Annotated in this window: 20 protein-coding genes; 3 read left to right on the plus strand and 17 right to left on the minus strand. The window is 57.6% G+C overall.

What is annotated here, in order from left to right:
• From WCE46_RS03220 to WCE46_RS03270, 11 genes are all read right to left on the minus strand, one after another.
• A partial coding sequence (locus tag WCE46_RS03220; protein ID WP_424732263.1) for a mannose-1-phosphate guanylyltransferase/mannose-6-phosphate isomerase occupies positions 1 to 1,165 on the minus strand: 1,165 nt, incomplete at its 3' end.
• A 112-nt stretch (positions 1,166 to 1,277) separates the two neighbouring features.
• Entirely contained in the window at positions 1,278 to 3,113 is a 1,836-nt protein-coding gene (gene asnB / locus WCE46_RS03225) for an asparagine synthase (glutamine-hydrolyzing) (RefSeq protein ID WP_424732264.1), read from the minus strand.
• A gap of 514 nt (positions 3,114 to 3,627) precedes the next feature.
• A complete protein-coding gene (locus WCE46_RS03230) occupies positions 3,628 to 4,134 on the minus strand; it encodes a carboxymuconolactone decarboxylase family protein (protein WP_424732265.1) in 507 nt (168 codons plus the stop codon).
• A gap of 6 nt (positions 4,135 to 4,140) precedes the next feature.
• Complete coding sequence (locus WCE46_RS03235; protein ID WP_424732266.1) at positions 4,141 to 5,079, minus strand: methanogenesis marker 7 protein; 939 nt, start codon at positions 5,077 to 5,079, stop codon at positions 4,141 to 4,143.
• Complete coding sequence (locus WCE46_RS03240) at positions 5,076 to 5,657, minus strand: methanogenesis marker 17 protein (RefSeq protein WP_424732267.1); 582 nt, start codon at positions 5,655 to 5,657, stop codon at positions 5,076 to 5,078. The genes WCE46_RS03235 and WCE46_RS03240 overlap by 4 nt, the downstream gene beginning before the upstream one ends.
• A complete protein-coding gene (locus WCE46_RS03245) occupies positions 5,644 to 6,897 on the minus strand; it encodes a methanogenesis marker 15 protein (protein WP_424732268.1) in 1,254 nt (417 codons plus the stop codon). The genes WCE46_RS03240 and WCE46_RS03245 overlap by 14 nt, the downstream gene beginning before the upstream one ends.
• Positions 6,894 to 7,340 (minus strand): methanogenesis marker 5 protein, encoded by a 447-nt coding sequence (locus WCE46_RS03250; RefSeq protein ID WP_424732269.1) that lies wholly within the window; start codon positions 7,338 to 7,340, stop codon positions 6,894 to 6,896. The genes WCE46_RS03245 and WCE46_RS03250 overlap by 4 nt, the downstream gene beginning before the upstream one ends.
• Before the next feature lie 2 nt (positions 7,341 to 7,342).
• Complete coding sequence (locus tag WCE46_RS03255) at positions 7,343 to 7,801, minus strand: methanogenesis marker 6 protein (RefSeq protein ID WP_424732270.1); 459 nt, start codon at positions 7,799 to 7,801, stop codon at positions 7,343 to 7,345.
• Positions 7,798 to 9,324 carry a methyl-coenzyme M reductase-associated protein Mmp3 gene (mmp3, locus tag WCE46_RS03260; protein ID WP_424732271.1) on the minus strand — a complete coding sequence of 509 codons (1,527 nt, stop codon included), beginning with the start codon at positions 9,322 to 9,324 and terminating at the stop codon, positions 7,798 to 7,800. Before mmp3 ends, WCE46_RS03255 begins: the two co-directional genes overlap by 4 nt.
• Before the next feature lie 12 nt (positions 9,325 to 9,336).
• Positions 9,337 to 10,950 (minus strand): methyl coenzyme M reductase system, component A2, encoded by a 1,614-nt coding sequence (gene atwA, locus WCE46_RS03265; RefSeq protein WP_424732272.1) that lies wholly within the window; start codon positions 10,948 to 10,950, stop codon positions 9,337 to 9,339.
• Between the two features lie 62 nt (positions 10,951 to 11,012).
• Positions 11,013 to 11,843 carry an HAD family hydrolase gene (locus WCE46_RS03270; RefSeq protein ID WP_424732273.1) on the minus strand — a complete coding sequence of 277 codons (831 nt, stop codon included), beginning with the start codon at positions 11,841 to 11,843 and terminating at the stop codon, positions 11,013 to 11,015.
• A gap of 61 nt (positions 11,844 to 11,904) precedes the next feature.
• Here WCE46_RS03270 and WCE46_RS03275 point away from each other — a divergent pair, with 61 nt between their 5' ends.
• Both WCE46_RS03275 and dapF read left to right on the plus strand, forming a co-directional pair.
• The gene (locus tag WCE46_RS03275) at positions 11,905 to 12,867 is read left to right on the plus strand and encodes a ribose 1,5-bisphosphate isomerase (protein WP_424732274.1); all 963 of its coding nucleotides are present in this window, start codon (positions 11,905 to 11,907) and stop codon (positions 12,865 to 12,867) included.
• Between the two features lie 134 nt (positions 12,868 to 13,001).
• A complete protein-coding gene (gene dapF, locus WCE46_RS03280; RefSeq protein WP_424732275.1) occupies positions 13,002 to 13,820 on the plus strand; it encodes a diaminopimelate epimerase in 819 nt (272 codons plus the stop codon).
• Positions 13,821 to 13,842: 22 nt separating this feature from the next.
• On the opposite strand, the gene WCE46_RS03285 is transcribed toward dapF, so the two are convergent.
• From WCE46_RS03285 to larC, 4 genes are all read right to left on the minus strand, one after another.
• Positions 13,843 to 14,928 (minus strand): radical SAM protein, encoded by a 1,086-nt coding sequence (locus WCE46_RS03285; protein WP_424732276.1) that lies wholly within the window; start codon positions 14,926 to 14,928, stop codon positions 13,843 to 13,845.
• 140 nt (positions 14,929 to 15,068) lie between these two features.
• Positions 15,069 to 17,528, minus strand: a complete 2,460-nt coding sequence (locus WCE46_RS03290; RefSeq protein WP_424732277.1) for a PAS domain S-box protein — start codon at positions 17,526 to 17,528, stop codon at positions 15,069 to 15,071.
• Between the two features lie 104 nt (positions 17,529 to 17,632).
• The gene (gene radB / locus WCE46_RS03295; RefSeq protein ID WP_424732278.1) at positions 17,633 to 18,310 is read right to left on the minus strand and encodes a DNA repair and recombination protein RadB; all 678 of its coding nucleotides are present in this window, start codon (positions 18,308 to 18,310) and stop codon (positions 17,633 to 17,635) included.
• Positions 18,307 to 19,518: a nickel pincer cofactor biosynthesis protein LarC gene (gene larC, locus WCE46_RS03300; RefSeq protein ID WP_424732279.1), complete on the minus strand. Its 1,212-nt coding sequence runs from the start codon at positions 19,516 to 19,518 to the stop codon at positions 18,307 to 18,309. Before larC ends, radB begins: the two co-directional genes overlap by 4 nt.
• Positions 19,519 to 19,560: 42 nt before the next feature.
• Between larC and WCE46_RS03305 the strand changes: the two genes are divergently transcribed.
• Positions 19,561 to 21,978 (plus strand): CDC48 family AAA ATPase, encoded by a 2,418-nt coding sequence (locus WCE46_RS03305; protein WP_424732280.1) that lies wholly within the window; start codon positions 19,561 to 19,563, stop codon positions 21,976 to 21,978.
• 105 nt (positions 21,979 to 22,083) lie between these two features.
• On the opposite strand, the gene WCE46_RS03310 is transcribed toward WCE46_RS03305, so the two are convergent.
• Both WCE46_RS03310 and WCE46_RS03315 read right to left on the minus strand, forming a co-directional pair.
• On the minus strand, positions 22,084 to 22,401 hold the full coding sequence (locus tag WCE46_RS03310) for a hypothetical protein (protein WP_424732281.1): 318 nt from the start codon (positions 22,399 to 22,401) through the stop codon (positions 22,084 to 22,086).
• A 613-nt stretch (positions 22,402 to 23,014) separates the two neighbouring features.
• Positions 23,015 to 23,196, minus strand: a 182-nt coding sequence (locus WCE46_RS03315; protein ID WP_424732282.1) for a 4a-hydroxytetrahydrobiopterin dehydratase, incomplete at its 5' end; no start/stop codon positions are given.

Raw genomic sequence — 23,196 nt, forward strand, 5'->3', positions numbered from 1 at the left:
CTGCCGTACCGCTCACGACAACCCAGTGCTCGCTCCGGTGGTGGTGGAGCTGAAGTGAGAGTTTCTGGCCGGGTTTTACGGTCATACGTTTGATCTTGTACCCTTTCACATCCTCAAGCACCGTATACGATCCCCAAGGCCGGTGAACCTGCCGGTGGAACTGCGTGACCGGGTCGTCCCGCTCATTGTACCGGTGGACGAGCTCCTTGACCTGCTCTGTGTGCTGGTTGTCGCAGATCAGGAGCGCATCAGTCGTATCCACCACCACGAGGTTGTCGACGCCGATCATGCCCACATGTTTGCCAGGGGCATGTACGTAATTGTCCTTTGCCGACAGGTACTCAGCCTCCCCCACGTTTCCTTCTGCATCGTGCGGGTGTACCTCGTAGAGCGCCTTGAACGTCCCGAGGTCATTCCAGTCCGTATCGAGCGGCACCACGGCCACCTTCTTTGACGGCTCCAGCAGGCCGTAATCGATCGAGATCGAATCCAGTTTCGCGTACTCGGGCACGCCGGTACTGCCAAACGCGGCAGAGAGGCGCGGCTGGTATTTTTTGAGTTCCTCGAAGAAGGTTTTGACAGAAAGGAGGAAGATCCCGCTGTTCCAGAGGTACCCTTTCTTCACGTAGACCGTGGCGGTTTTCTCGTCAGGTTTCTCTTTGAACTCTTCGACAAAAAAACCCCGGGCAAGTGCCTTTCCCGGCTTGATGTACCCGTAGCCGGTGTGGGGGGATGTGGGTTTTACCCCGAACGTGACAAGATACTCCCGGGCGAGGGGCTCGGCAGCCTTGATCTGATCGATCGCGACGTCGCCGAGCAGGTGATCGCTGGGGAACACGACGGCGGTGGCGTTCTTATCCTCTTTTTTGATCCGCTGCATCGCCCACACGATCGCAGGCAGCGTGTTCTTTCCTTCCGGCTCTGAGAGCACGTGGTTGTCAGGGATCGTGTAGCCCAGATCGTCCATCTGGTTTCTGACAAGATACTGGTGGATCTCGTTTGTCACCACCCAGATCTCGTCTTCGCGCGAGAGTTTTGCCGCCCGTTCGCAGGTCTTCTGGAACAGGGAATTTCCATCCATCGGGATGAACTGCTTGGGGAAATATTCGCGCGAGAGGGGCCAGAGCCTGGATCCCACGCCGCCGGCAAGGATAATCGTCTTCATGTATTCGCCTGGTATCTGCACCGGGTACGGTCTTTTTTCGATCCCGGCACCGTATTCGTACAGTATTGTGTCCGGAGTTATCCTTTATAAAAGTCGATCCCGCAGGCACCGGTCACGAAACCGGGGCAATCTTACACGGGGCGTCGATAAATCTCCTCATCCACAGCTCGGCGCACGCAATCCGCCAGACCTCAGGAGAATATGTCGATTTGTCATTCAGGAATGCGAGGTAATCCTGTGCGACCGCATCGGCATCCCAGTAGGGCCGGGACTTGAAACTTTCCGATGAAAAAATCTCCAGCATGAACGGCCGAAGCTCATTTTTCATCCAGCACTCTTCGGGTGTGACAAAGCCCATCTTGTCCTGGCGGCACCGCACGGACTCGGGCACCTTGTCCCGGATCGCCGTTCGCAGGGCGACTTTTGTCACACCGGCCCGGATCTTCTGCGAGAGGGGGAGCGATGCAATGTACTCCGCGAGCCGCACATCGAGATAAGGCACCCGGGACTCCAGCGAAAATCCCATCGAGTTCCGGTCCTCGTAGTGGAGGAGGGCGGGAAGGTTGGTGGAGAGGAGTTCCCGGCGCAGAACCTCATCGAGTGTGCCCTGGTAACGGTCGATCGTTTCCGGGGTGCACTTCAGGAGACTCCGTCTCGTTTTGCGGACATGCAGCTGCTGCCGTGCGGACTGGAAGAAATCCCGGTGTTCTCTCGCACTCCCGGCAATCTCGCGGAGCGCCGTCCCCCAGTGATACGTGCGGAGGAGCCCCCTGATGTAACTGCCCTGGTAGCCCAGGTACCCGGCAAGAAGTTCGTCCGCCCCCTGCCCGTCCAGCACCACCTTGACCTTCTGTGAGGCAAGTCGCATGACGCAGTACTGGGCATAGATAGAGAGCGAACCGAAGGGCTCGTCCTGCAGGTACACGAGCCGGTCGATATCCTCCCAGAGCTGGTTCGGTGCAGGTTCCGTCCGGTCCGCGTCGACACTGGTCGCGGCCACGACCTCGTCGATATACCGGCTCTCATCGAATTTTTTGTCAGAGAAGACCACCGAGAAAGTCTTCTGCCGGGCCCCGACACTCTCCGGCGCCTCGCTCCTGATGAGGGTATTGATCAGGACTGTGAGGGTCGATGAATCGATCCCACCCGAGAGGCAGGTGCCGACTGCCACGTCGCTTCTCAGGTGAATGCGGACTGCCTCAAGGAGCAGCTCGCGGAGGTGTGCCGCAATCGCCTCATCGTCTTCTTTTCCCCCGATCTCCGGGTTTACCTTTACGTCCCAGTATCGGAACGGCGACAGCATTCCGTCCTTTGTAACAACCAGGGCATGGCCCGGCTCGATCTGGAAGATGCCGTCAAACATGGTACGGCTGCACTGATCCTGCACGCCCCACGCGAGATAGGTGCAGAGCATTTTATCGTCCGGCTTCTTCCCGATTGCCGGGTGGGCGAGGAGCGCCTTGATTTCGGATGCGAACAGAAACGAGCCGCCGGCCGTGGTGTAATAGAAGGGCTTGATCCCGAACCGGTCCCGGGCGCAGAAGAGTTCCCGTTTTTTCTCGTCCCAGAGAGCAAACGCCCACATGCCGTTGAACCGGGTAAGGCAGTCATGCCCCCATTCCTCGTAGGCATGGAGGATCACTTCGGTATCGGACTTCGAGTAGAACGTATGCCCTTTTTTCGCCAGTTCCTCGCGGAGTTCGACAAAGTTGTAGATCTCGCCGTTGAAGACCAGCCAGAGCGAGCTGTCCTCGTTTGTCATCGGTTGGAGACCGTCAGGGGAAAGATCGATAATGGCGAGCCTCCGGTGGACGAGCCCGGTGTTTTCGCAGATATGCGAACCTTCGCCATCGGGCCCCCGGTGGGCGAGCCTCTCTGACATGGCAGCAAGGAGCCGGCGATCCGGCCTGCCACCCGTATAGCAATACTGCCCTGCGATCCCGCACATTCGTTTGATCTATGGTTTCTTGGAGGATTAAAAAGCTGATATGGGGCGTGTACTACGCTTTCATGATCTTTGTCCCGGGGATGTATGGGGGGTCAGCAGGGGTAATGTTGTTTTTTTAAAAACAGGATGCCCACAGCAGTATCTATCGTAATTTATCCATATCTCCATGACAAGATCCCACACGAAAATATAATTTTCCCCCACTGACCCCCCAAAGGATCCGGCCCGGTTCCTGGCGCGGGATAGGACACTTTTACGATGATAAAAAATCTTTACCGGCAGGGGCTATGCTGTCAAAATAGTGGGGGGTCAGTGGGGGAAATTCAGGAGACCCCCTGCCGGCCGTCATTGGCTATAGTCTCCTGGCTCTCGTACCCATCGTCCCGGGAACTACCGGGCCGGAGCACTCACGCGGGAAAAACAGATAAGATCATTATCGAAAATTCCCGGGGAAGTCCCCCGGAAAAACAGTGCTAACCCTGAAGAGTTCAGGGGCTACGAAAAAAAGATGCATTCACTTCGTTGTACGGGCCGCCCCGGTCTTTTTTTCCCCGACAGTCTTGCCGGCTGCTTTCTTCTGTGGCACCGTTTTTACCTCGCAGGGGAAGCACTTCTCCAGCCGGTCGTCAATGACACGGTAGGCATTGGCGAGCACCGAGGCATTTGCAATCATGCCCGAGAGCAGGATCACTTCAAGGATCTCCTCCCGGGTCGCACCCATCTTGGTCGCTGCCTGCATGTGGTAGCTCGTACAGTACTGGCATTTTAAGGCCGCCCCCACCGCCATGCTGATCAGTTCCACGTACTTGGGGTCGAGCTGGCTCGTCTCGGCAACGGTACTTTTGTACAGGAGGTGGGAGATGAGCACTTCGGGCCGCTCCCCCATGCGTTTGAAGATGAGCGGCACCTTGCCGTACTCCCTCTCGATTACCTTCATCCATTCATCTGCCGTGGCGTCAGCGCCTAACTCGACAATCTGCCTCAACCGGTCTTCAAACTCGTTTTCCTGTTTGCGTCCCATGATCCCTCATATCACCATATTCGTCTCAGAGAACGGCCTGACCCGGACAATAATGTAGTCACGCATCCGCGAGGGTTCGATTGCCGCGATGTCGCCGATGGTTATGCCGTCCTCGATCTCGGTTTTCCTGAGCACGTCCGCGTATGTATCGTACGGCAGCTTCACCCGTAGGCCCGACATCTGCACGGTAAGCGGGGTCGGCGAGGTCACATCAAGAATGGCCGGCACCTGCTCCCGGATCACGTCCATGAGCCGGGCCGGGGAGACCGAGAGAGGGTCTTTTGCGAGTTCCTCCCGGCGCTTCGAGAGCACCCAGGTGATCTCCGCGATGATCTCGTCGAGCTTGGAGAGCTCCTCGGACTCTTTTGTCCGGTGCATGAACCGGCCGACGTTTCCCACGTACCCGTCTACTTTTGGCTCAACGATCCGTTCGAGCACGTCCTTGTCCGGGCCGCCACAGAGGACGACCGGCACCTCTATCCCCCGGAGCAGCACCGGCATCTTGTGCTCGATGCAGGTCTCGAAATTCCCGAGCAGGTACACGGCAATGTCGTGCTCGTTAATTACATCCCTCTCCTCGTCATTGAGGCCCGCGATCCGTTTCCCGACACCCCGGGCCATCCCCACCATGTTGCTTTTTGCCCCGAGCCGGCGCACGTACTCGGCGATATCGCAGGACGGGTGCGGCAGGTGGTGGATCTCAAGGCTCATGCTCACGACCGCGATCTCGGTGCCCACGAGCGGCGAGTCGGTCACTTCCCCAGCAAGCGGCTTTCCGATCGCACGGATCAGTTCCACATCGTCCTTTGGCACGAAGCACTGGATCACGACTTCCTGTGCGATCATGTGTTTCTGGACGATGTAGCCCCCGAGATCCTCTATAAGATCGGTGATTTCGCTGTGCCGATAGACCCCGCCCCTGTACGTGATCGGGACAAGGATCATGGCGTCTCCCCCATGAGTGCGAATTTCTCGCGGACAAGCGCCATGCCGGCGTCCGTTAAAGTATCCTCGCTTGCCACAAACGAGAACTTCTCGGCGCCGTAGTTCTCGCTCCTGACCCGGAACCCCTCGGGGCAGGTGCACTTAAGGGCGTAGATAAGATCCTTGTACAGCGCCTGGCTCGGGTCGGCGATCGCGATCTCTTCTATCTCGCGGGCCCCGGCCGTGACGCCGTACAGGATGACCGTAAACCGGTCCGGCTGTTCGACGTGATCTTTCCCGAACCGGTCCCAGAAGATCTTGAGCATCGGTGCAAGCCAGGTCTCATCAGAGATCGCGAGTGTCATCTTCCCCTCCTGCGGGTTGACATTTGCGATATCCCCGACACGGACGAGGGTAGTGACTTTTTTTAAGACCCCGACGGCGACAAAGATGGGTACTTTCGGGTCGATGTAGATATGCATTTTGTGGATGACCCGCAGGAGGTTGTGGTCGAGAAGTACGTCGTTTGCGATCTGCCGGTAGTACTCGCCACCCAGTTTTTCCGTGCACTCCACTTCAAAGTACTCAATGGCCTGCATCTGTCCCGTCCTTTACAAACCCCGATGCCAGCAGTGCCGAACCGACCGCACCAATGTACTGCGAGTGCGGCGGGACGACGACATTTATCTTGAGGAGTTCTCCCATCGCATGCACTAGCCCCTCGATAAGCGAGGTGCCCCCGACCATGATCACGGGCTCCTTGATGTCCACTTCCTGGAGCTGCTGCTCGAAGACCTGTTCGGCAACGCTGTGGCAGGCCGCCGCCGCTACATCCTCCCGGGTGCTGCCGGCAGCGAGGGCGTTTACGAGACTCTGGGTACCAAACACGATACAGTAACTGTTCATGGGTACCCGGCTGCCCATACCTTTCATCGCAAGTGGCCCGAGTTCCGTGATGTCGACACCGAGACGCTTCGCGGTCATCTCCAGGAACCGACCGCTTGCACCGGCGCAGATACCGCCCATCGTGAAGGTGCCCGGGATACCGTCCATGACCGTGATCGCCTTGTTATCCATGCCGCCGATATCGATCACGGTCGCCGGCCCGTGCTGCTTACCGGCAAGGTAAACCGCCCCTTTGGAGTTCACGGTCAGCTCTTCTTGGATCAGGTCGGCGTTGAAGTCTTTCCCGACAAGGAAACGACCGTAGCCGGTGGTGCCGATTGCCTGGACGTCTTCGAGTTTCATTCCCGCCTCGGCAAGCGCATGATCGACAACGTCGTGGGCGCACTTGAGTACCTCGGTTGTCGGCTGCCATCCTTTCCCGATGATCTTGTTGTCCTTCATCAGGATGGCCTTCGTAGTCGAAGAGCCGGAGTCGATCCCGAGCGTGATCCCTTCCTGAACCTCCCGGGCCAGAAGCGCTCTTCTCCGGGCAATGGTCGTGAGCGCCTCCATGCGGGTGAGGAGCGTTCCCGAAGTCGTGCGCTCGGTAAACGAGTAACTGACGACCGGGAGTTTCGAATGTTCGAGGATATAGCGCCTGAGTTCATTTCTCACGATCGCGGCTTCGGCACACCGGAAACAGGTTGCGATAAAAACGGCGTCGGCTTCCACCCGACCTTCGACAAGCGCCATCGCCCGTGCGATAGCGAGTTTTAAGTCAGGACTCCTGACTTCAAGGCCGAACTTGTCAAAGTCCCGCACGATATCCTTAAGAGCGACATCAGGGTAGAAGATCTCGCCATTGACGGATTTTGCCGCCTCGTCAATCTCATGCTGGACTCCTGAGTATTCCGCGCCGCAGGAGAGCTGGGCGATGCGTACCGGGGCTGTCATTTCTTCCCTCCGAGATCGACAAGGAACCGTTTGATTGCTGCGACAAACTGCGTGCCCTCGTCCTCGGTTCTTGGGTATTCCAGTTCGAGTCGTGGCATATCTTTTTGCCTGATTAAAAATTTCAGAAGTTCGTTTGTCCGTGCGCAGCCCATGCAGCCGAACGCGAGATCAGCGTTGTTGATGATGATTGCGGCATCGCATTCCTCAACCATCGGGCCGTAGAGTGCCATGCGCCCCCGCACGCCGCTCGGGACTTCCACGGCCGCCCAGTGGAGCCCTTTTTTTGGTTCTTCCGGTGTTATCTGGAGCGGTGCGGACTCAAGGCCCGGGGTCTGGACGCGTTCGCGGATCGCAATCGCAGAACCGAGCGGGGTGTGCCCGAACCGGGTTACCATATCTGAAAGGATCAGGCTTGTTGCGGGGTAGATGAATATTTTTGCCATGGTCAGGGCTCCTGTGCATCGATCATTTTCTTTAGGGTATAGACATCCAGACGGTGTGCGGAAAGTGTCTGAACCGGTGCCGGGACGGTCGCGGCATCGCGCGTGTCCAGTTCTTCAAGGGCGTGGGAGATGTAGGGAAGGATTCCCATCTCGAACTCGATCCCGTGGAAGCCGGGCCGTGCACCGCCAAGCGACGCCCGGCATCTCCGTGCATCGCCGGGCGGGAACCCCCGGTCCTTGACAAAGATATGCGCCGGGTCCATCATCCTGACTTCAGCGATCACCCGGTCGACGTCCACCTCCGCTCCCATGATGACTAGGCCAAAACAGTTCTCCTTGATCATCACGCTCTTTGCTACCTCGTACGCCCGGATCGCGACATCTGACGGGGTCACGTTGTACGATTCCACCACCACGTACCGGGTCACGGTCCCGACATTTGCCGGGTTGTAGTCAGTCATTGGTTCACCTCGCGGATATACACCGTCTGCCGCTCCTTTACACTTTTGAGTTTGCCTGTATCGATCACGCGCCCGATAATGTTGGTGCCTTCAAACGGCTCCGATGTCGGGCCGAACTCCCGGTTCGCTGATAACCGCACTCCCACAAGCCCGGTGCCTTTACGCGAATCGTTGGTGATGGCGAGGCTTGCGGCAGGGACTTCATCCGTCGGGCAGTTCTCGGGATAGATCTTGACGGTGGTCGGGATCTTCGGCTTGAAAAGGTACACATCGTCAAAGACAAAGAACGCCGGCATCATCCCGGCGTCGTGCTCCGCGAGCCCGGTGATCTTGCGGAACACGATGCAACTCTCCGGGGCACGTGCATCGTCAAGCACGATATCGACAACCTGCGCAAACGGCGCTGTCGTCACCTTTGCCGAACGTTCGGCAAGCACGTCAAGAGTCGTTCCCGGTTCCTGCGACACCACGATACGGTCTGCACTGTCTTTATCGATCGCAAGGGCGATCCCCCGGTTCGCGGCTACCTCCTTTGCCTCTTCAAGTGGCAGGCCAAGGAGATCGATGCGCGAAGGAATCACTTGGGTGGAGAGGATATCGCCTTCTTTTGCGAGTTTTACGAGTTCGATCCCGTGCACGACCTGCCCGACCACGCTGTGGGCCGGGCTGCTCGGGACATCAGCCCGGTAGATATACACGCCCCCGACCGAAGGCCCTCCCGTGCGCACAGTCACCGTGCCCTCCCGCCGCGGGCGTTTAAACTGGGAGGGAACATCGGTACCGACCAGTTTCTGGTCGAGGATATGGGTACTTGTCGCACGCCCGATCGTAAACCTCCCGGAATTGAGGGCGAGGAGCAGGTGCTCAACGCTTCCTGCCGCCTCGGTTGTGATTCGCTCCGGGGCATACCCCTGTGCCATCATATCGACCCGGGTCACGATCTGCATTCCCTCTTCGAGAGTGAGGGTCATGTCCGTGGTGGTAAACGACCGGCTGGTGTCAGCCCAGCTGATGACCGGCTCGGCTTTGGTCACCCGGTCGCCCGTCGCCCACCGGTCGAGCACGGCTTTCCCGCTCACGACCCGGCCGATAACGCCGCCGGTCTCATCGGCGCCGTGATCCGCGAGGTGGCGGCTTTTTGAAAAAATGAGGTACGACGTCTTCGGGTCGTATCCGCCGCAGCCGAGGATCACATCGCCCCGCTCATAGAGCCGTGGTTTGCGCTCCGGCCTGACATCAGAAAGAAACGGCCCGAATGCCGCTGCGTACCGGTCTGTCCAGTGGAGAGCGAGGCTTTTCTCCGCTTCCGGGTGTTCGAGTATATCCACCTCGCGGCCGGCCAGTTCGATCGTGATCTCCCCGGCGGTCGTACTGACCGTAATGCTCCCGGTCTTTTCCTGCTCCTGTGTTGCAGGCCGGATAATGGCGACAGCGCACCCGGCAGGTTGTCCGGGGACAAGTGTGGAAAGCGGTGTCCCCTTGCCGACTTCACGGATCTCCCCGTCAAGGTGAACACGGATCATGTGCCCCTCCCATCAGGCTGGAGGCTGGCTCATGACCCTGCGCTCATCATCGGTCAGGTGAGCAAGTACGTCAGCGGTCTTTCCTATCTCGACGATCTTCCCGCCCCGCATCAGGGCAAGCCGGTCGCAGATATCGCGCACGAACTCCATATCGTGCGAGACCACGATGAACGTCTCGTCGATCTCGTCCCGGGAGTGCATGATGGAATGCTTCACGTCGATCTTCGTGATCGGGTCCATGGTCCCGGTAGGTTCGTCAAGAATCACGATCTTAGGCTCCCTGATCAGCACCTGCGCAAGAGCGACCCGGTGGCGCTCCCCCTCGGAGAGCTGGGCCGGCATGCGGTCGAGGATCTCTTTGCTCTTCTCTTCAGAGAACCCGGCCATCTTTAACGTGACGATCGCCTTTCGCATGGCCAGCTCTTTTGGGAATTCAAGACCGATTGCATCGGTGAGGTTATCGAGCACGGTCCGGTGCGGGTAGAGGTCGTACTCTTGGTGCAGGAGGCCGATGTACTCCTTCGCCCGGCCCCTCTGGTCGACGCCGGGCTTGGTCATGTCCACCCACTCTTCACCGATCTTAATATTGATCTCCCCGCTCGTGGGCTCGATGAGGCCGGCGATGATCTGCGAGAGCGTCGTTTTTCCAGCGCCACTCTTTCCGATGATCCCGAAGATCTCCTTTGCATAGACCTCGAAACTGACGCCGTTTACTGCTTTTACGACACCCCGGTCGACAGAGATATAACGCTTGACGAGATCCCGTGCCTCCACGATCTTCTCTCCTGCTGCCGTGTGTTCGAAGGTCTCTGTATCGTCGCAGCCTTTCATGAACTCGTCGATCACTTCTTTTGGTGTACCGATCTTTGCGATGGAGCCATCGACAAGCAGGAGAGCACGGCTGGCCACGTCCTCAATCACCTGTGAGAAGTGAGAAGTGACGACGATACCCATATTGTTGGTCTTCGCCGCTTCCGCAAGCATCGTGTGGACAATTTTTGCCGTGCCGGGATCGAGTGTGCCGGTTGGCTCATCGGCAAAGAGTAAAAACGGCTCTTTTGCGAGCTGCCGGGCGAGCACGACCCGTTGCTTTTCGCCACCCGAGAGGTCGCGGGCGATATGCATCATCCGGTGGGAGAGCCGGACCTGATCGATGAGGTCGGCTGCCCGGTTGATGGCCTTGTCCTGCGGATAATCGATATCATCGAGTGCGTGGAGGACATTCTCGATCACCCGGTCATCACCGTACAGGGCGAACGTCCGCTGGAACATGATCGCCGTGCGGCGCATGACCCGGCGTTTCAGCGTCTCGTTTGTTTCGTTCCAGAGATCCACATCGATTGCCGCAAGCGTGCCGCCGCAGTGCGGGCAGGGTTTGCCGGCAGAACTTGCGACATCCATGTATTCGCAGCCCGGGCAGGCAGAAACGTGATAGACGATCCTGCCGGTTGTGGGCGGCTGGTCTACCCCGCGCATCAGGTGCATCAGTACGGTCTTGCCGGCACCGCTTCTTCCGATGATCCCCAGGATCTCTCCCTCGCTGATCTCGAATGAAATATTTTTGAGAGCATGCGTGCCGTCAAAATCCATACAGATATTGTCGACCGTGATCAGTGGAGCCTTCATAATTCCCTTGTACCTAATGTGATACTGGTGTCATATTACCTTTTATATCATGCACGCTGTCGTCACGATCGGGAATTACACAGGCTTTTGATCAGTCCCTGTATGATGGGCAGAACATCACTCACCTGGCTGATCACATAGTCTGCGGCCCTGAAAAGTTCCTCAGGACGATCGCCGGCTTGTTGCACGGTGAGTATGGCAGTATCGGCCTTTTTAAAAGCACCGAGATCGTTGATCCCGTCCCCGATCATGACGACATGGTCGTACTCGTTCTTGAGATCCATAACGATCTGCGCCTTGACCGAGGGCGTCGCCACCCCATAGACCCGGTCGCGGGGAATGCCAAGGTGATCTGCCATGATCTCCAGTTTTGTCGAACGGTCTCCGGATGCGATGAACGTAGGTATGCCCATCTTATGGAGGGCTGTGATCGTCTCTTTTGCCCCTTCAAACGGCCAGCCTCCGGCAGTTATGGTAAACTCAATAGATTTTTTGGCCATGTTGAGGATCGCTCCGCTGTTGAGCGTGAGCGTGGACTCGTCCTTGCACACCCGCCAGACATCGCGGATGCATTCCTGGAGATCGCCAACCCGAGTCTTTTTGTCGGTATACAACATGTCCCCGATCTCTTCGGCAGTCATAATCTTCCGGGTGCAGCTGATCCCGAATCCCACGTTGTTGTCTGAAAGATAGGTAGAGAGCAGCGTATCGGGTGGGGAGGTGATGATATGCTTGGAGTGGACCGGGATGACAATCAGGACACGGTCTGGAGAGGAGAAGGTGAGCGTCGTCGTCTCGATACCTGGCATGAGCACCTGTCGCGAGACGTCTTTTGCGACCCGGTACGTGTTTAAAAGCGTTCCGGCACTATCGAAAACCACGGCGACCGTCATCGTTTCACCCAGCAATAAACTCTATGTAGATTCCCCTCTTTTATTGAATCACTGAAATCTGATGATCGTATCTGAAACTGCAGACAAGATAAAGAGCATGGAGATCCGGGGGGCTGGAAGGATTGCCCGGGCCGTCGCAGAAGCCCTGCGTGATCATGCCCTCTCGGTCCGGGCTCCGACACGTGATACGTTCCGGTGGGAGATGGAGCATGCCGCATCCCTTCTCCTTGCCACCCGCCCGACCGCAGTCTCCCTGCCCAATGCCGTCCATATCGTTATGGCTGGTCTCGAAAATGCGAAGACCCTACAAGAGGCACAGGCCGGCGTGGTCCAGCGCGCTGATGAGTTCGTCAGATCCTCGCAGCACGCAGTAGAACAGATCGCAGGGTTCGGCGCGAGTCACATCCGTGACGGTGATGTGATCCTCACCCACTGCAACTCGGAGGCTGCGCTCGGGTGTATCATCGAGGCGCACCGGCAGGGTAAGGAGATCGAGGTCTTTGCGACGGAAGTCCGACCGAGGAACCAGGGGCTCATCACGATCCGGACCCTGAACGATGCGGGCATAAAAACGAATTTCATCGTGGACTCTGCGGTTAGGTCCTTCATCAACGAAGTCGATCTCGTGATAGTCGGGGCCGATGCGGTGACCGTGAACGGTGCGGTGGTCAACAAGATCGGGACAGCGCAGGTCGCCCACTCCGCCCGCGAGGCCCGGGTGAACCTGGTCGTCGCTGCCGAGACCTACAAGTTTGCGCCCCGCACGATCCTCGGGGAACTCATCCGGATCGAAGAGAGGGCCGGAAGCGAGGTGCTGCCCGATGAGATTGTCAGGACACTTCCCCATGTGACCGTGAGAAACCCGGCCTTTGACGTGACGCCGGCAGAGTATGTCGACCTGATCGTGACCGAGAAGGGAGCAATCCCCCCGCAGATGGCCTATGTCATCATCCGGGATTACCTTGGCTGGGGGATTGACGAGTTCCATACACCGTTCGGGCCGGCGGGTTTCAACGGGGAATAAGGTTCCCGTTTGTCCTGCCGCGAGCCGGCCGATGCGTTTATTGAGGGAAAGCCTCACAAAGAATAATGGATTGTCCGGAGTGCATCAGCACACCCGGATTAAGAACACAGTATCGGATCATCAGGGGATATGTGATGGAGATACCCTTTACCAAACTACAGGGAAACGGCAATGATTTTGTGCTCATTGATGAGTATGAGAGAGCGATCATTCCCGATGACATGAAGGCGCATTTTGCCGCTCTTTACTGTGACCGGCGGTTCGGGATCGGGGCAGATGGTATTCTGTATCTCCTGAAATCCACAACGTCTGATATACGGATGCGCATCTTCCAGCCCGACGAGAGTGAGGCGGAGATGTGCGGCAACGGGATCCGGTGTCTCGCCAAGTATGCGTTCGATGCCGGGTACATCAAAGAGTCATGCACGGTAGAGACTGTTGCCGGCGAAGTCGGTGTGGCTCTTCAGTATTCCGATGAGGATTTTACCGCGACAATCAGCATGTCCACGCCGAAATTCGAACGCAGGGATATTCCGGCCACCGGGGAGGGCGAATACCATGAGCATATCGGGGATTTCGATGTCTATGGGGTAAACACCGGTGTCCCCCACGCGGTGATCCTCGTTGATGCAGTTGACAGCGTCGACATCGCTCTGGCCGCCCCGCCGATCCGCCATCATGCTTCGTTTAAAAATGGAGCCAACGTGAATTTTGTGCAAAAGACCGGCGATGATTCTATCCGGGTGCGGACCTTCGAGCGCGGCGTGGAGGAGGAGACCCTTTCCTGCGGGACCGGTGCGACTGCATCTGCCGTAATCGTGCACCATCTCGGGTATATGGGCGATAAGATCCGTGTCGAGACCCAGGGTGGCCCGCTCACCATTCACTTCAACGGTGGCGTGAAGATGGAAGGCCCGGCTGCCACGGTTTTTTCCGGCGTTATCACGTATTGATCTTTTTTTTGTTTTTCCGTCATTACCGGAATCCGGCGAGGGTCACCTGCCGGGCCGAGCCGGAAAATGCCAGGTAGGGCAGCGCCCGTTTCAGGCAGGCACCGGACACACCGAGATCCCGGGGCGTCCGGATCGTACGGCGTTCCCGGGCCCGTATAATGGCGTGTGCGGTGACCGTCCCGATGCCCGGGACATGGAGGAGATCGGTAAACGATGCGGAATTGGGATCGACCGGTTCCCGGTTGCGGGCAAGGAGGGTTTTGGGGTCGTCGTTCCGGAGCGTGCCGTGATCGTCGAGCAGGGGTAGCAGTTCCGTCTTGTTAAAACCATACTCCCGGATGAGATAGTCCATCTGGTACCAGCGGCGCGAGCGCCAGGGATGCGTGCTTTCCCGCGAGGCCAGCCGGGTTTTTGGGAGCGCCTTAAATGATGAGTAATAGATCCGCGAGGGGAGCATCCGTTCGTAGAGCGCAGTGACACAGTTGAAGATCTCCTTATCGGTTTCTCCTGCCGCACCGATCACGAGCTGCGTGGTATGGTGTCCGGGTGCTGCATCAGCAATCCAGCCGAGCCGTTTTATGATATCACTGGCATAGTCCTTGATCCCAGATAGGACCCGGAGCCGGCTCTCACCGGTTGTTTCTACGTTGAGGCTGATCCGGTCCGCGAACCGCGCCGCTTCGCAGATATCCTCCCGTCGTGCCCCGGGAAGGATCTTGAGATGGAGGTATCCTGCGTACCCCTCGGTCCTGAGGATCCGGGCGGACTCGATGAGTTCACCCATCACGTCATCGGTGTCATACGGGATCCCGGAGGTGAGAAAGAGACCCCCGACAAGGTTTTTCCGGTACAGCCCAAGGAACGTCTCTGCCAGTTCGCGGGGGGCAAATGCGAGCCCCGACCGGTCGGCCCGGACAGGACAGTACGCACAGTCGTACGAGCAGCTCCCGTGGAGGAGCACCTTGAGCATCCGGTTGCAGCCGCCCGCGTTCTGGTTGTACGTGATGCAGGCCCCCGAGGTGAGCATCTGCAGGCACTCCCCCGGCATACAGATATCGTACTGGCTGCCGGACGTCAGTTTTGTCAGTTTCTCCCCGCACCCGGTCATGTATTCCCGGTTTACGGGTGTCGCATATAACGTGGCGGCGGGCGGGGTGTGAAAGTGACCGGTCCTTCCTGTCACCCGTTCATTTCAGGGAATTGGGCCGGTGTTTTGTTGGCACTCTGACCGTTCCGGTTGCGCCCCTCTTATTTCCCGGTCCGCTTCCGCTCACTGATATCTTCTACAAGAGCAAGTGTCGAGACAATGCCGTCGTCCCGATCCCTGAGTGGACTGACCGTCAGCGCGCCCCAGATTGCAGACCCATTCTTCCTGATATAGCGTTTTTCCGTGCGGTACCTGGGAATTTCACCGGCATAGAGTTTTTTGATTTCGGCTATATCCTGATCCACATGATCAGGATGGGTTATATCCGCAAATGTCAGGGTCAGCAATTCTTCGGCAGTGTATCCCAGCATCTCGCAGAACCTCCGGTTCACCATGGCAAACCGGTAATCCCTACCTACTATTGCCATACCGAGTGGGCCATCTTCGAATATTTTCCGGAACCGGTCCTCGCTCTCCCTGAGCGCCTCTTCGGTACGTTTGCTTTTGGTAATGTCGCGGGCTTCAACGATGAGCAACCGGACGCGGCCTTCGGGATTGAATACCGGTTTGATGGAAAAATCGACAAGCAGGGTGGTATTGCCGACACCCTGCAGTTCGGCTTCATACCTGACAAATTTACCCGAGGCCGCACTGCCGATGGCCTCCCGCAGCCTCTGCACCCGCGCCGCATTCCCCCGCCACCAGGGTGTCTCCCAGAAGGGGCGGTTGACCACATCTCCCCGTTGGGCACCCCCAAACTCCAGTGCAGTGTTATTGACATCAATGAGAATCCCTTCGGGTGTCATCATACCGGCGAACTGGAACGTACTGTCAAAGACAGCCCGGAGTTTCTCCCCGCTCTCCCTGAGCGCCGCCGCGGCGCGTTTTTGCTCCGTGATATCCCGTATGGTTCCCATGCTTGCCGGCCCCCCCTCGTACTGGATGAGCCCGGTATCAAGGAAAACAAAAACCCGGGTAGTGCCGTCGCATTTCAGCAATCTGCACTCATAGTTATCAGGCACGGTCCCGCCCCGCTGCCGGCAAAGGCCCCTGTCAAGTACCCAGTCCCGGTCCTCCGGCGCGATGTAATCCGCGAAATCATGCAGGATGAAATCCTCCGGGATGCCTCCGAGGATCCGGGCAAATGCCGAGTTGACATAACGGATCAGCCGGCCCTGTATGATGAACACACCGCTCTGGCTGTGTTCGACAAGAATCCGGTATTTCTCTTCTGAACGGCGCAGTGCTTCCATCAGTTCCTTGCGTCGGGTAATATCCCTGAATACAACTTGGACTGCGGGTTTTCCGGCATCGAGAAAACCTGTGGCGACGACTTCGACATCAACAGCCTTTCCATTGAGGCGTAAGAATTTTTCTTCGACAGCATCGACGGCAGTCACAGAATCCCATTTGTACATCGCTGCAATTCGCTCCCGGGCAATATCCCGGGAATCAGGATGGACAAAGTCGAAAATGTTTTTTCCGATGAGTTCTGACGGTGTCGATGCGCCGGCGAGGTTGGCTGCAATCTGGTTTGCGAGAGTAATGATGCCGTCCTGGTGGACTACGACCGCATCAAACGAATGCTGCAACAGCCTGCTGTAACGCGCTTCGCTGTTTTTTAACGTTTCTTCTGATTGTTTCCGCTCTGTGATGTCACGGGCCACACCGAGAACAGACTGTACCGATCCATCAGGGTTCATGAGCGGCACAAGGACATGATCGAACCACCGTATCCCTCTGGCAACCGGTATTGGCCCTTCGTTACGAGCAGGAATCCCGGTGGCAAAAATATGCTCAAGCACTCTTTTCTGTCGCTCTGCCACATCGGCCGGGAAAAAGAGAGACCGTGCGCTTCCTGTTATCTCCCCTGGGGTTTTCCCGAACATCGTTGCGCCAGGACTGTTAACATACTCGACCCGGTCGTCCCGACCTATCACGTAGACAAGGTCACTCGAAGATTCGGCAAGCATGCGGTACCGCTCCTCGCTCTCCCGCAGCATCTGCTCAACCCGCTTCCGCCCGGTGATATCTTCAAGGATGACCGAGACACCTTTCTGCCCGTTGTCAAGTGCCGTCGGAGCGATCCGACAGAAGAAGATAGTCTCTCGGTTTGCGGGAGCGAGTTCACCGCTCCACTCGGTGCCGTCGAGCCCCGCTTTTACCTGCACGAGAAACCTGCCAAAGAGATCGTCAAATGCCGTCACTACAGGAGTGTATTCGATATTTTTCCCGACCAGATCCTGCACCGGTGTGGCAAGAAAGTGTGCAAATGCCTCGTTTACAAAAACAATTCTCAAACTGCTGGAGAGCTGCATGATGAGCTCGGAGGAGATAGAAAGTACCGCTGAGACAGGGACGCGGTGTGCGAGCGCGTAGATCTTGGCCATCCCGAAGTGGCGCATCTCCACCTGACCCGATATGAGCAGTTTGTCGAGATATCTTCCTGCGGTGTTCCGGTTAATATGGATCTCGCGGACGATGTCGGTGATACTCAGGCCCTGCGGATTTTTGGCCAGGACGTCCTTGATCTGTGCGATGATCTCCCAGCTCACAACCATTAAAGAATTAATATTGACTCAAAAAGATATTAATTAATAGTCCAGTATTTCCCGTTTTTCAGGGACCTGTCCCGGAGTTCATCCTCGAACCGGAAATACCGGCGTTACTCTTTTGCCCGGATCCCGTCCTGCACGATCTCGAAATCGAAGCTGGCACCCTCAGGCCGGGACCGGTGTTTGACGAGCGTTGCCCGTCTCCAACCGGGTGCTTCGAGACGATCCAGCCGGATGATCGCTTTTGAGATGTGTTCAAGCGACGTCCCGCCAAGACCGGCAAATGTATTTCTCATGGTGTCCATGTAGACCTGGTTAGTGACGAGTACCGAAAGTTCGTACCGTTTCGCATACCCGAGGAGCTGGAGCATTTGCCGGGTGAGCATCTGCATAGCGTCCCGCCCCTTTTCGAGGTCGGTGCGGTACAATGCCGTTGCGGAGTCAAGGACAAGCAGACCGGGCTTGTGCAGTTTGAGGACTTTGTCTGCCTCGGTGATCATGCTGCCCTGCTGCTCGAAATCGATGGGCTCAAAGAGGAAGAGCCGGTCGGCGATCACATCGGTGTCGCTACCGGCAACTTGGCGGAACCGCTCGATCGAGAAGCCTTCGGAATCGATGAAGACCACCGATCCCCCTGCCCGCAGGCAGGAGACAGCCGCAATCATGCAGAGCGTGCTCTTGCCACTAGCAGGGCCGCCGTAGAACTGGGTGATGGTACGGAGTTCGAACCCCCCGCCGAGCAACCGGTCGAGGGCCGCATTCCCGCTCGTGAGCCGGTCGGTCTTCATGGGTCACCTGGGCCGGGATCCTGCTTTTTTTCCCACGTCACTTTCCACGCAGCAGTTTCAATGGCGCGGAGCACGTCACGCACCGGCAGATCCAGCTCCGCAGCCCAGTCCCGGGCGGTATCGAATTCGGCCTTGAGCGTGTAGATACGCCCGTCCATCCACCCGCACTTCACCGACAGGTATTTTTTGTGCCCGGCGATCTCCACCTCCACCTCTGCGATCGTGCGCTCTGCGACAAACCGGTGGACAGCCGGGATGCGCCGGACCCCGAGCGTGCCCAGCTCGCGGGCCATGAGCCGTGCAAGGCCGGCGCTTGTTTCCGGGAGGGCGATGACCGTGACAAGGTATCCCGGCCTGCCTTTTTTCATGACGATCGGTGTCGCGCTCGCGTCCCGCGCCCCTGCGGCCATGAACCGGGCCAGAGCTTCCCCGATCACTTCGCCGCTCACATCGTCAACGTTTGTTTCAAGGAGGTCAACCGTGTCCTGAGGCGGTGCGCCGGTCGTCTCTACCACCATCGCCCGGAGCACGTTCGGGGAGTGCGGTGTGTCCCGGCTCCCGGCCCCGTAGCCGACAGCCTGGATCGTATACCCTCCGAGATCGACCGCTACAATCGAGGAAAATTCTGCGAGCAGGGCGGCACCGGTCGGCGTGCAGAGTTCCCCGTCATCATCTCCCTTCATGGTCACAAGTCCCGACTCTTTGAGGATCGCCACCGTTGCAGGAGCCGGGATCGGGATGGTGCCGTGCGAACCGGTGGCCGTGCCCGACCCCAGAGCGAGCGGGAGCACCGCGACACCGTTGACACGGAGCGTGGAGAGGGCGGTACAGGCGCCGATCACGTCAGCGATTGCATCGTCTGCCCCGACTTCGTGGAAGTGGACGTGGGCCCCGTGGACCTCCTCTTCTGCCGCGTTGATTCGCGAAAAGACCCGGCGTGCCATCGCGAGCGCTTCCGGTGGTACGTGCGGGGCGGCCTCATCGAGCCGCTTATAGACATCAGAAAGCGACCGATGTGCCGGGGTGGCATGGGTGTGAACTTTTACTGCTTGGATCCCGGTCCGGGTCACGGTTTCAACCGTCGGCTCCGCGACAACGGTCCGCATCGCGGCAGCGACGCGTTCCCGGTCGGCCCCGCAGTCGAGCAGGGCAGCTGTGATCATATCACCTGCTGCGCCGTGGAACGGGTCAAAAACAAGGACTCGCATTTACAGTACTTATAAATCCCTGCGTATATGACCTTTAAGGTAATGCCTGAAGTGCAACTGAAGGTCGATTCCGCGTATCCCGGCGATCAGGGCGGGGGAAAAGCGCGGCTCGATCCTGAAACCATGCTCCTTCTGAAAATTTCACCAGGGGATCTCGTGGTAATCGAAGGGAAACGCCGGACCGTGGCAAAAGTCTGGCGCTCCCTTGTCGAAGACTGGAACCAGCGCAAGATCCGGATCGACAATTTTACCCGGATCAATGCCGGTGTAAGCATCGGGGATACGGTCAAGATATCGACGCTCTCCGAGGAGATAGAGGCAAAACGGGTTGTGCTCGCTCCTCCCGAAGACCTCCCCAAGAAAATACCGATTGCCAATAATCCGCACGTGATTAACGGCCTCTTGGATTTCCCGGTCGTGAAAAACGACTCGATCCCGATCATGCTAGGCCTGCCCTTTGTCCAGCCGCAGATCGTCGCGTTCAAGGTCGTCGAGATCGAGCCCGAAGAAGCGGTCATCATCACGAAAAATACCTCGGTCGAATTTTCGGACAAGCCGGCCGCGGGATTCGAAGGAGTCAAACGCTTCAGTTACGAGGATATCGGGGGTTTAAAGGACGAGCTCCAGCGCCTCCGCGAAACGATCGAACTGCCCCTCCGGCACCCGGAGCTTTTCCAGAAACTGGGGATCGAACCACCCAAGGGCGTGCTTCTCTACGGTCCTCCGGGGACGGGAAAGACGCTGATTGCAAAGGCGGTGGCAAGCGAGAGCGGTGCGCACTTCATCTCGATCGCCGGCCCCGAGGTCATCTCGAAATATTACGGTGAGAGCGAACAGCGTCTCCGCGAGGTATTCGAGGAGGCGCGGGAGAACGCCCCCTCGATCATCTTTATCGACGAACTGGACTCGATTGCACCCCGGCGCGAGGAAGTGACCGGGGAAGTCGAGCGCCGGGTCGTCGCCCAGCTCCTGACCATGATGGACGGTCTCGAAGAGCGCGGGCAGGTCGTCGTGATCGGTGCTACGAACCGGGTGGACGCGATCGATGCGGCCCTGCGTCGGCCCGGCCGGTTTGACCGGGAGATTGAGATCGGGGTCCCGAGCGAAATAGACCGGATCGAGATCCTAAAGATCCATACCCGGGGCATGCCTCTTGCGGAAGACGTGAGCCTGAATGTGCTTGCCCAGCAGACCCACGGGTTTGTCGGTGCTGACCTTGCAGCGCTTGCCCGCGAGGCGGCAATCCGGGCTCTGCGCCGGTACCTTCCTGATCTCGATCTTGATAAGGAGGAGATCGATCAGGAAACCCTTGACAAGCTCCGCGTGCTCGCAAGCGACTTCCGGAGCGCCCAGCGTGACGTCGGCCCGAGCGCGATGCGCGAAGTGATGCTCGAGGTTTCGCACGTGAAGTGGGATACGGTCGGCGGGCTTGACGCGGCAAAGACCGAAGTCCGCGAAGCAGTCGAGTATCCCCTGACCCATCACGATCGCTTTGACGAGCTCGGGATCGTACCGCCCCGGGGCGTGCTGCTCTACGGCCCTCCGGGGACAGGAAAAACCCTGATCGCAAAGGCCGTAGCAAGTGAGAGCGGCGCCAATTTCATCCCGGTGCGGGGACCGCAGCTCCTCTCCAAGTGGGTGGGCGAGAGCGAACGGGCGGTTCGCGAGATCTTCAAGAAGGCCCGGCAGGTGTCGCCATCGATCATCTTCTTTGACGAGATCGATGCGCTCGCCCCGGCCCGGGGGACTTCGAGCGACTCGCATGTGATCGACAACGTACTCAACCAGATCTTAACCGAGATGGATGGCCTTGAAGAACTCAAGGATGTCGTGATCATGGGCGCGACCAACCGGCCGGATATCGTCGACCCGGCGCTCCTGCGGGCCGGCCGGTTCGACCGGCTCGTCTACATTGGTGAGCCTACCTTAGAGGACCGCAGGAAGATCATCGGCATCCATACGCAGTTCATGCCGCTCGAAGGTTCGGCGCTCGAAGAGATCGTCGGCCTGACCGAAGGGTACACCGAGGACACGCTCGGGGAACTGGTCGAGAAACTGGGGAAGGACGCAAAAATTACTGCGGGCACCGTAAAGGCTGTGATCGTGCCGGTAAAGGATGCGAGTGCAGGTGTTTCGAAAGGTGCGAGGCGGCGGAGGCTGGTTGACCTGTTGCACGAGAAGAACCTCACGTTTGAGGATCCTGTACGGGATGCAAACCTTGGGTCTCTTGCCCAAATAACTGAGGGATTCGTGGGCGCAGATCTCGAAGCGCTCTGCCGGGAGGCCGGGATGTTTGCCCTGCGGGATGGCGCTTCAGTTGTGACCCCCCAGCACTTTTCGGAGGCGCAAAAGAAGGTGCACCCGACTATGAACGACAACCTGCGGGACTACTACGGTAAGATCCAGCAGCACTTCAAGGGTGGGCTGCCAAAGAAGGTTCAGCCGCCGGAATACCAGTAATTTTTTTTTATTTTTGTGTTTCGCTGATTGGATCGTTGATCAATTCATTCTCATTGAAGATCCAATGATCGTGAGTATCACTTCTGTGAATGTGGCATATTTGTTTTACCGGGTTGTCCGGGGCCGGACACTTTTTGTTGTTCGTCCGGGATGATCCGGATCGCACCATGCAAAATGCTGACACCCGATACACACCGACTGGATGGAGCGGGGACAACCTTCAGGGAATGGATCCGGTTTCTTTGTCGGATCGTACCGATCATTCTTTTTTCGTTTAAATGATCCATCCGGTTTTAATTCACAGACATACCGGTCTTTGCACATGCCAAATTCCATATTGAGCATGCAGTAGCCTTCGACCGTGATGTAGTTCCAGGAATGAACAGTCGGATACTCATCATCCCTTTTGCCAGATTTTTTCATTACCGGACCGGATTTTTCCTTACTGCACCAATGGGTTTGTGGTTGATTAGATCTGTCGGGGCAACTCAATCGTCAGGGTAGTCCGCGAACTATTGATCCCCTCATCACGTGAATCGTTTTACACCTTGGAAGACCGGATCCAAAGTCTGTTGTTCCCTGCCTCCCGGTTCCGACTGTCAAACCCCCTCAGGATCTTGATAAAACGCCCGTAAAACCGTCCGATTGCTGCCCCCAAAAATCTAGTCGTTTTAAAGCCCCCGTTTTAAAAAATAAGCGAAAATTAAGCCCCATATAATGCCCGCAAACGGCCCATAGCGGCCTTCCGGCAGCCTCTTTTTCCGGGATCATGCAAACACCCGTACGACCATGAGATCGGCCCAAAAAACGCGAATGCGCGAACCGTTTAATTCGTCCGATTTCCAAAATAACCCTTATTTGGGTTTATTTTTAAAAGAAGCCCTATACGGGCTCCGTTTGGGTACCGAAAGGGTGAATCCGGGCTCAAATTGGGCCCGGATGGGTTAAGCTCCGGATCGGTTCTTTGGGGATCAGATAGGTATCGGGAGGCCTTTCTCTCCTGGGGGGAACCCCGGTAAAAAGATCTGCTGGATCCTTATTCGTTATACCGGCGCTCGTTGATCTTTGCAGCCATAATAAAATCGTTCAACGTCAGGCCGCCGGCCGGGTACGTGTAATATCCCACATCTACGAATTTTCCTTCCCGCATGGCGAGATCCGGGATGTGGCCCTCTTCAACGGACATCGTCAGCACATCGTTTAAAAATTCGATGGACT

It is taken from the genome of Methanoregula sp., assembly GCF_049690535.1.
GTDB lineage: Archaea > Halobacteriota > Methanomicrobia > Methanomicrobiales > Methanospirillaceae > Methanoregula.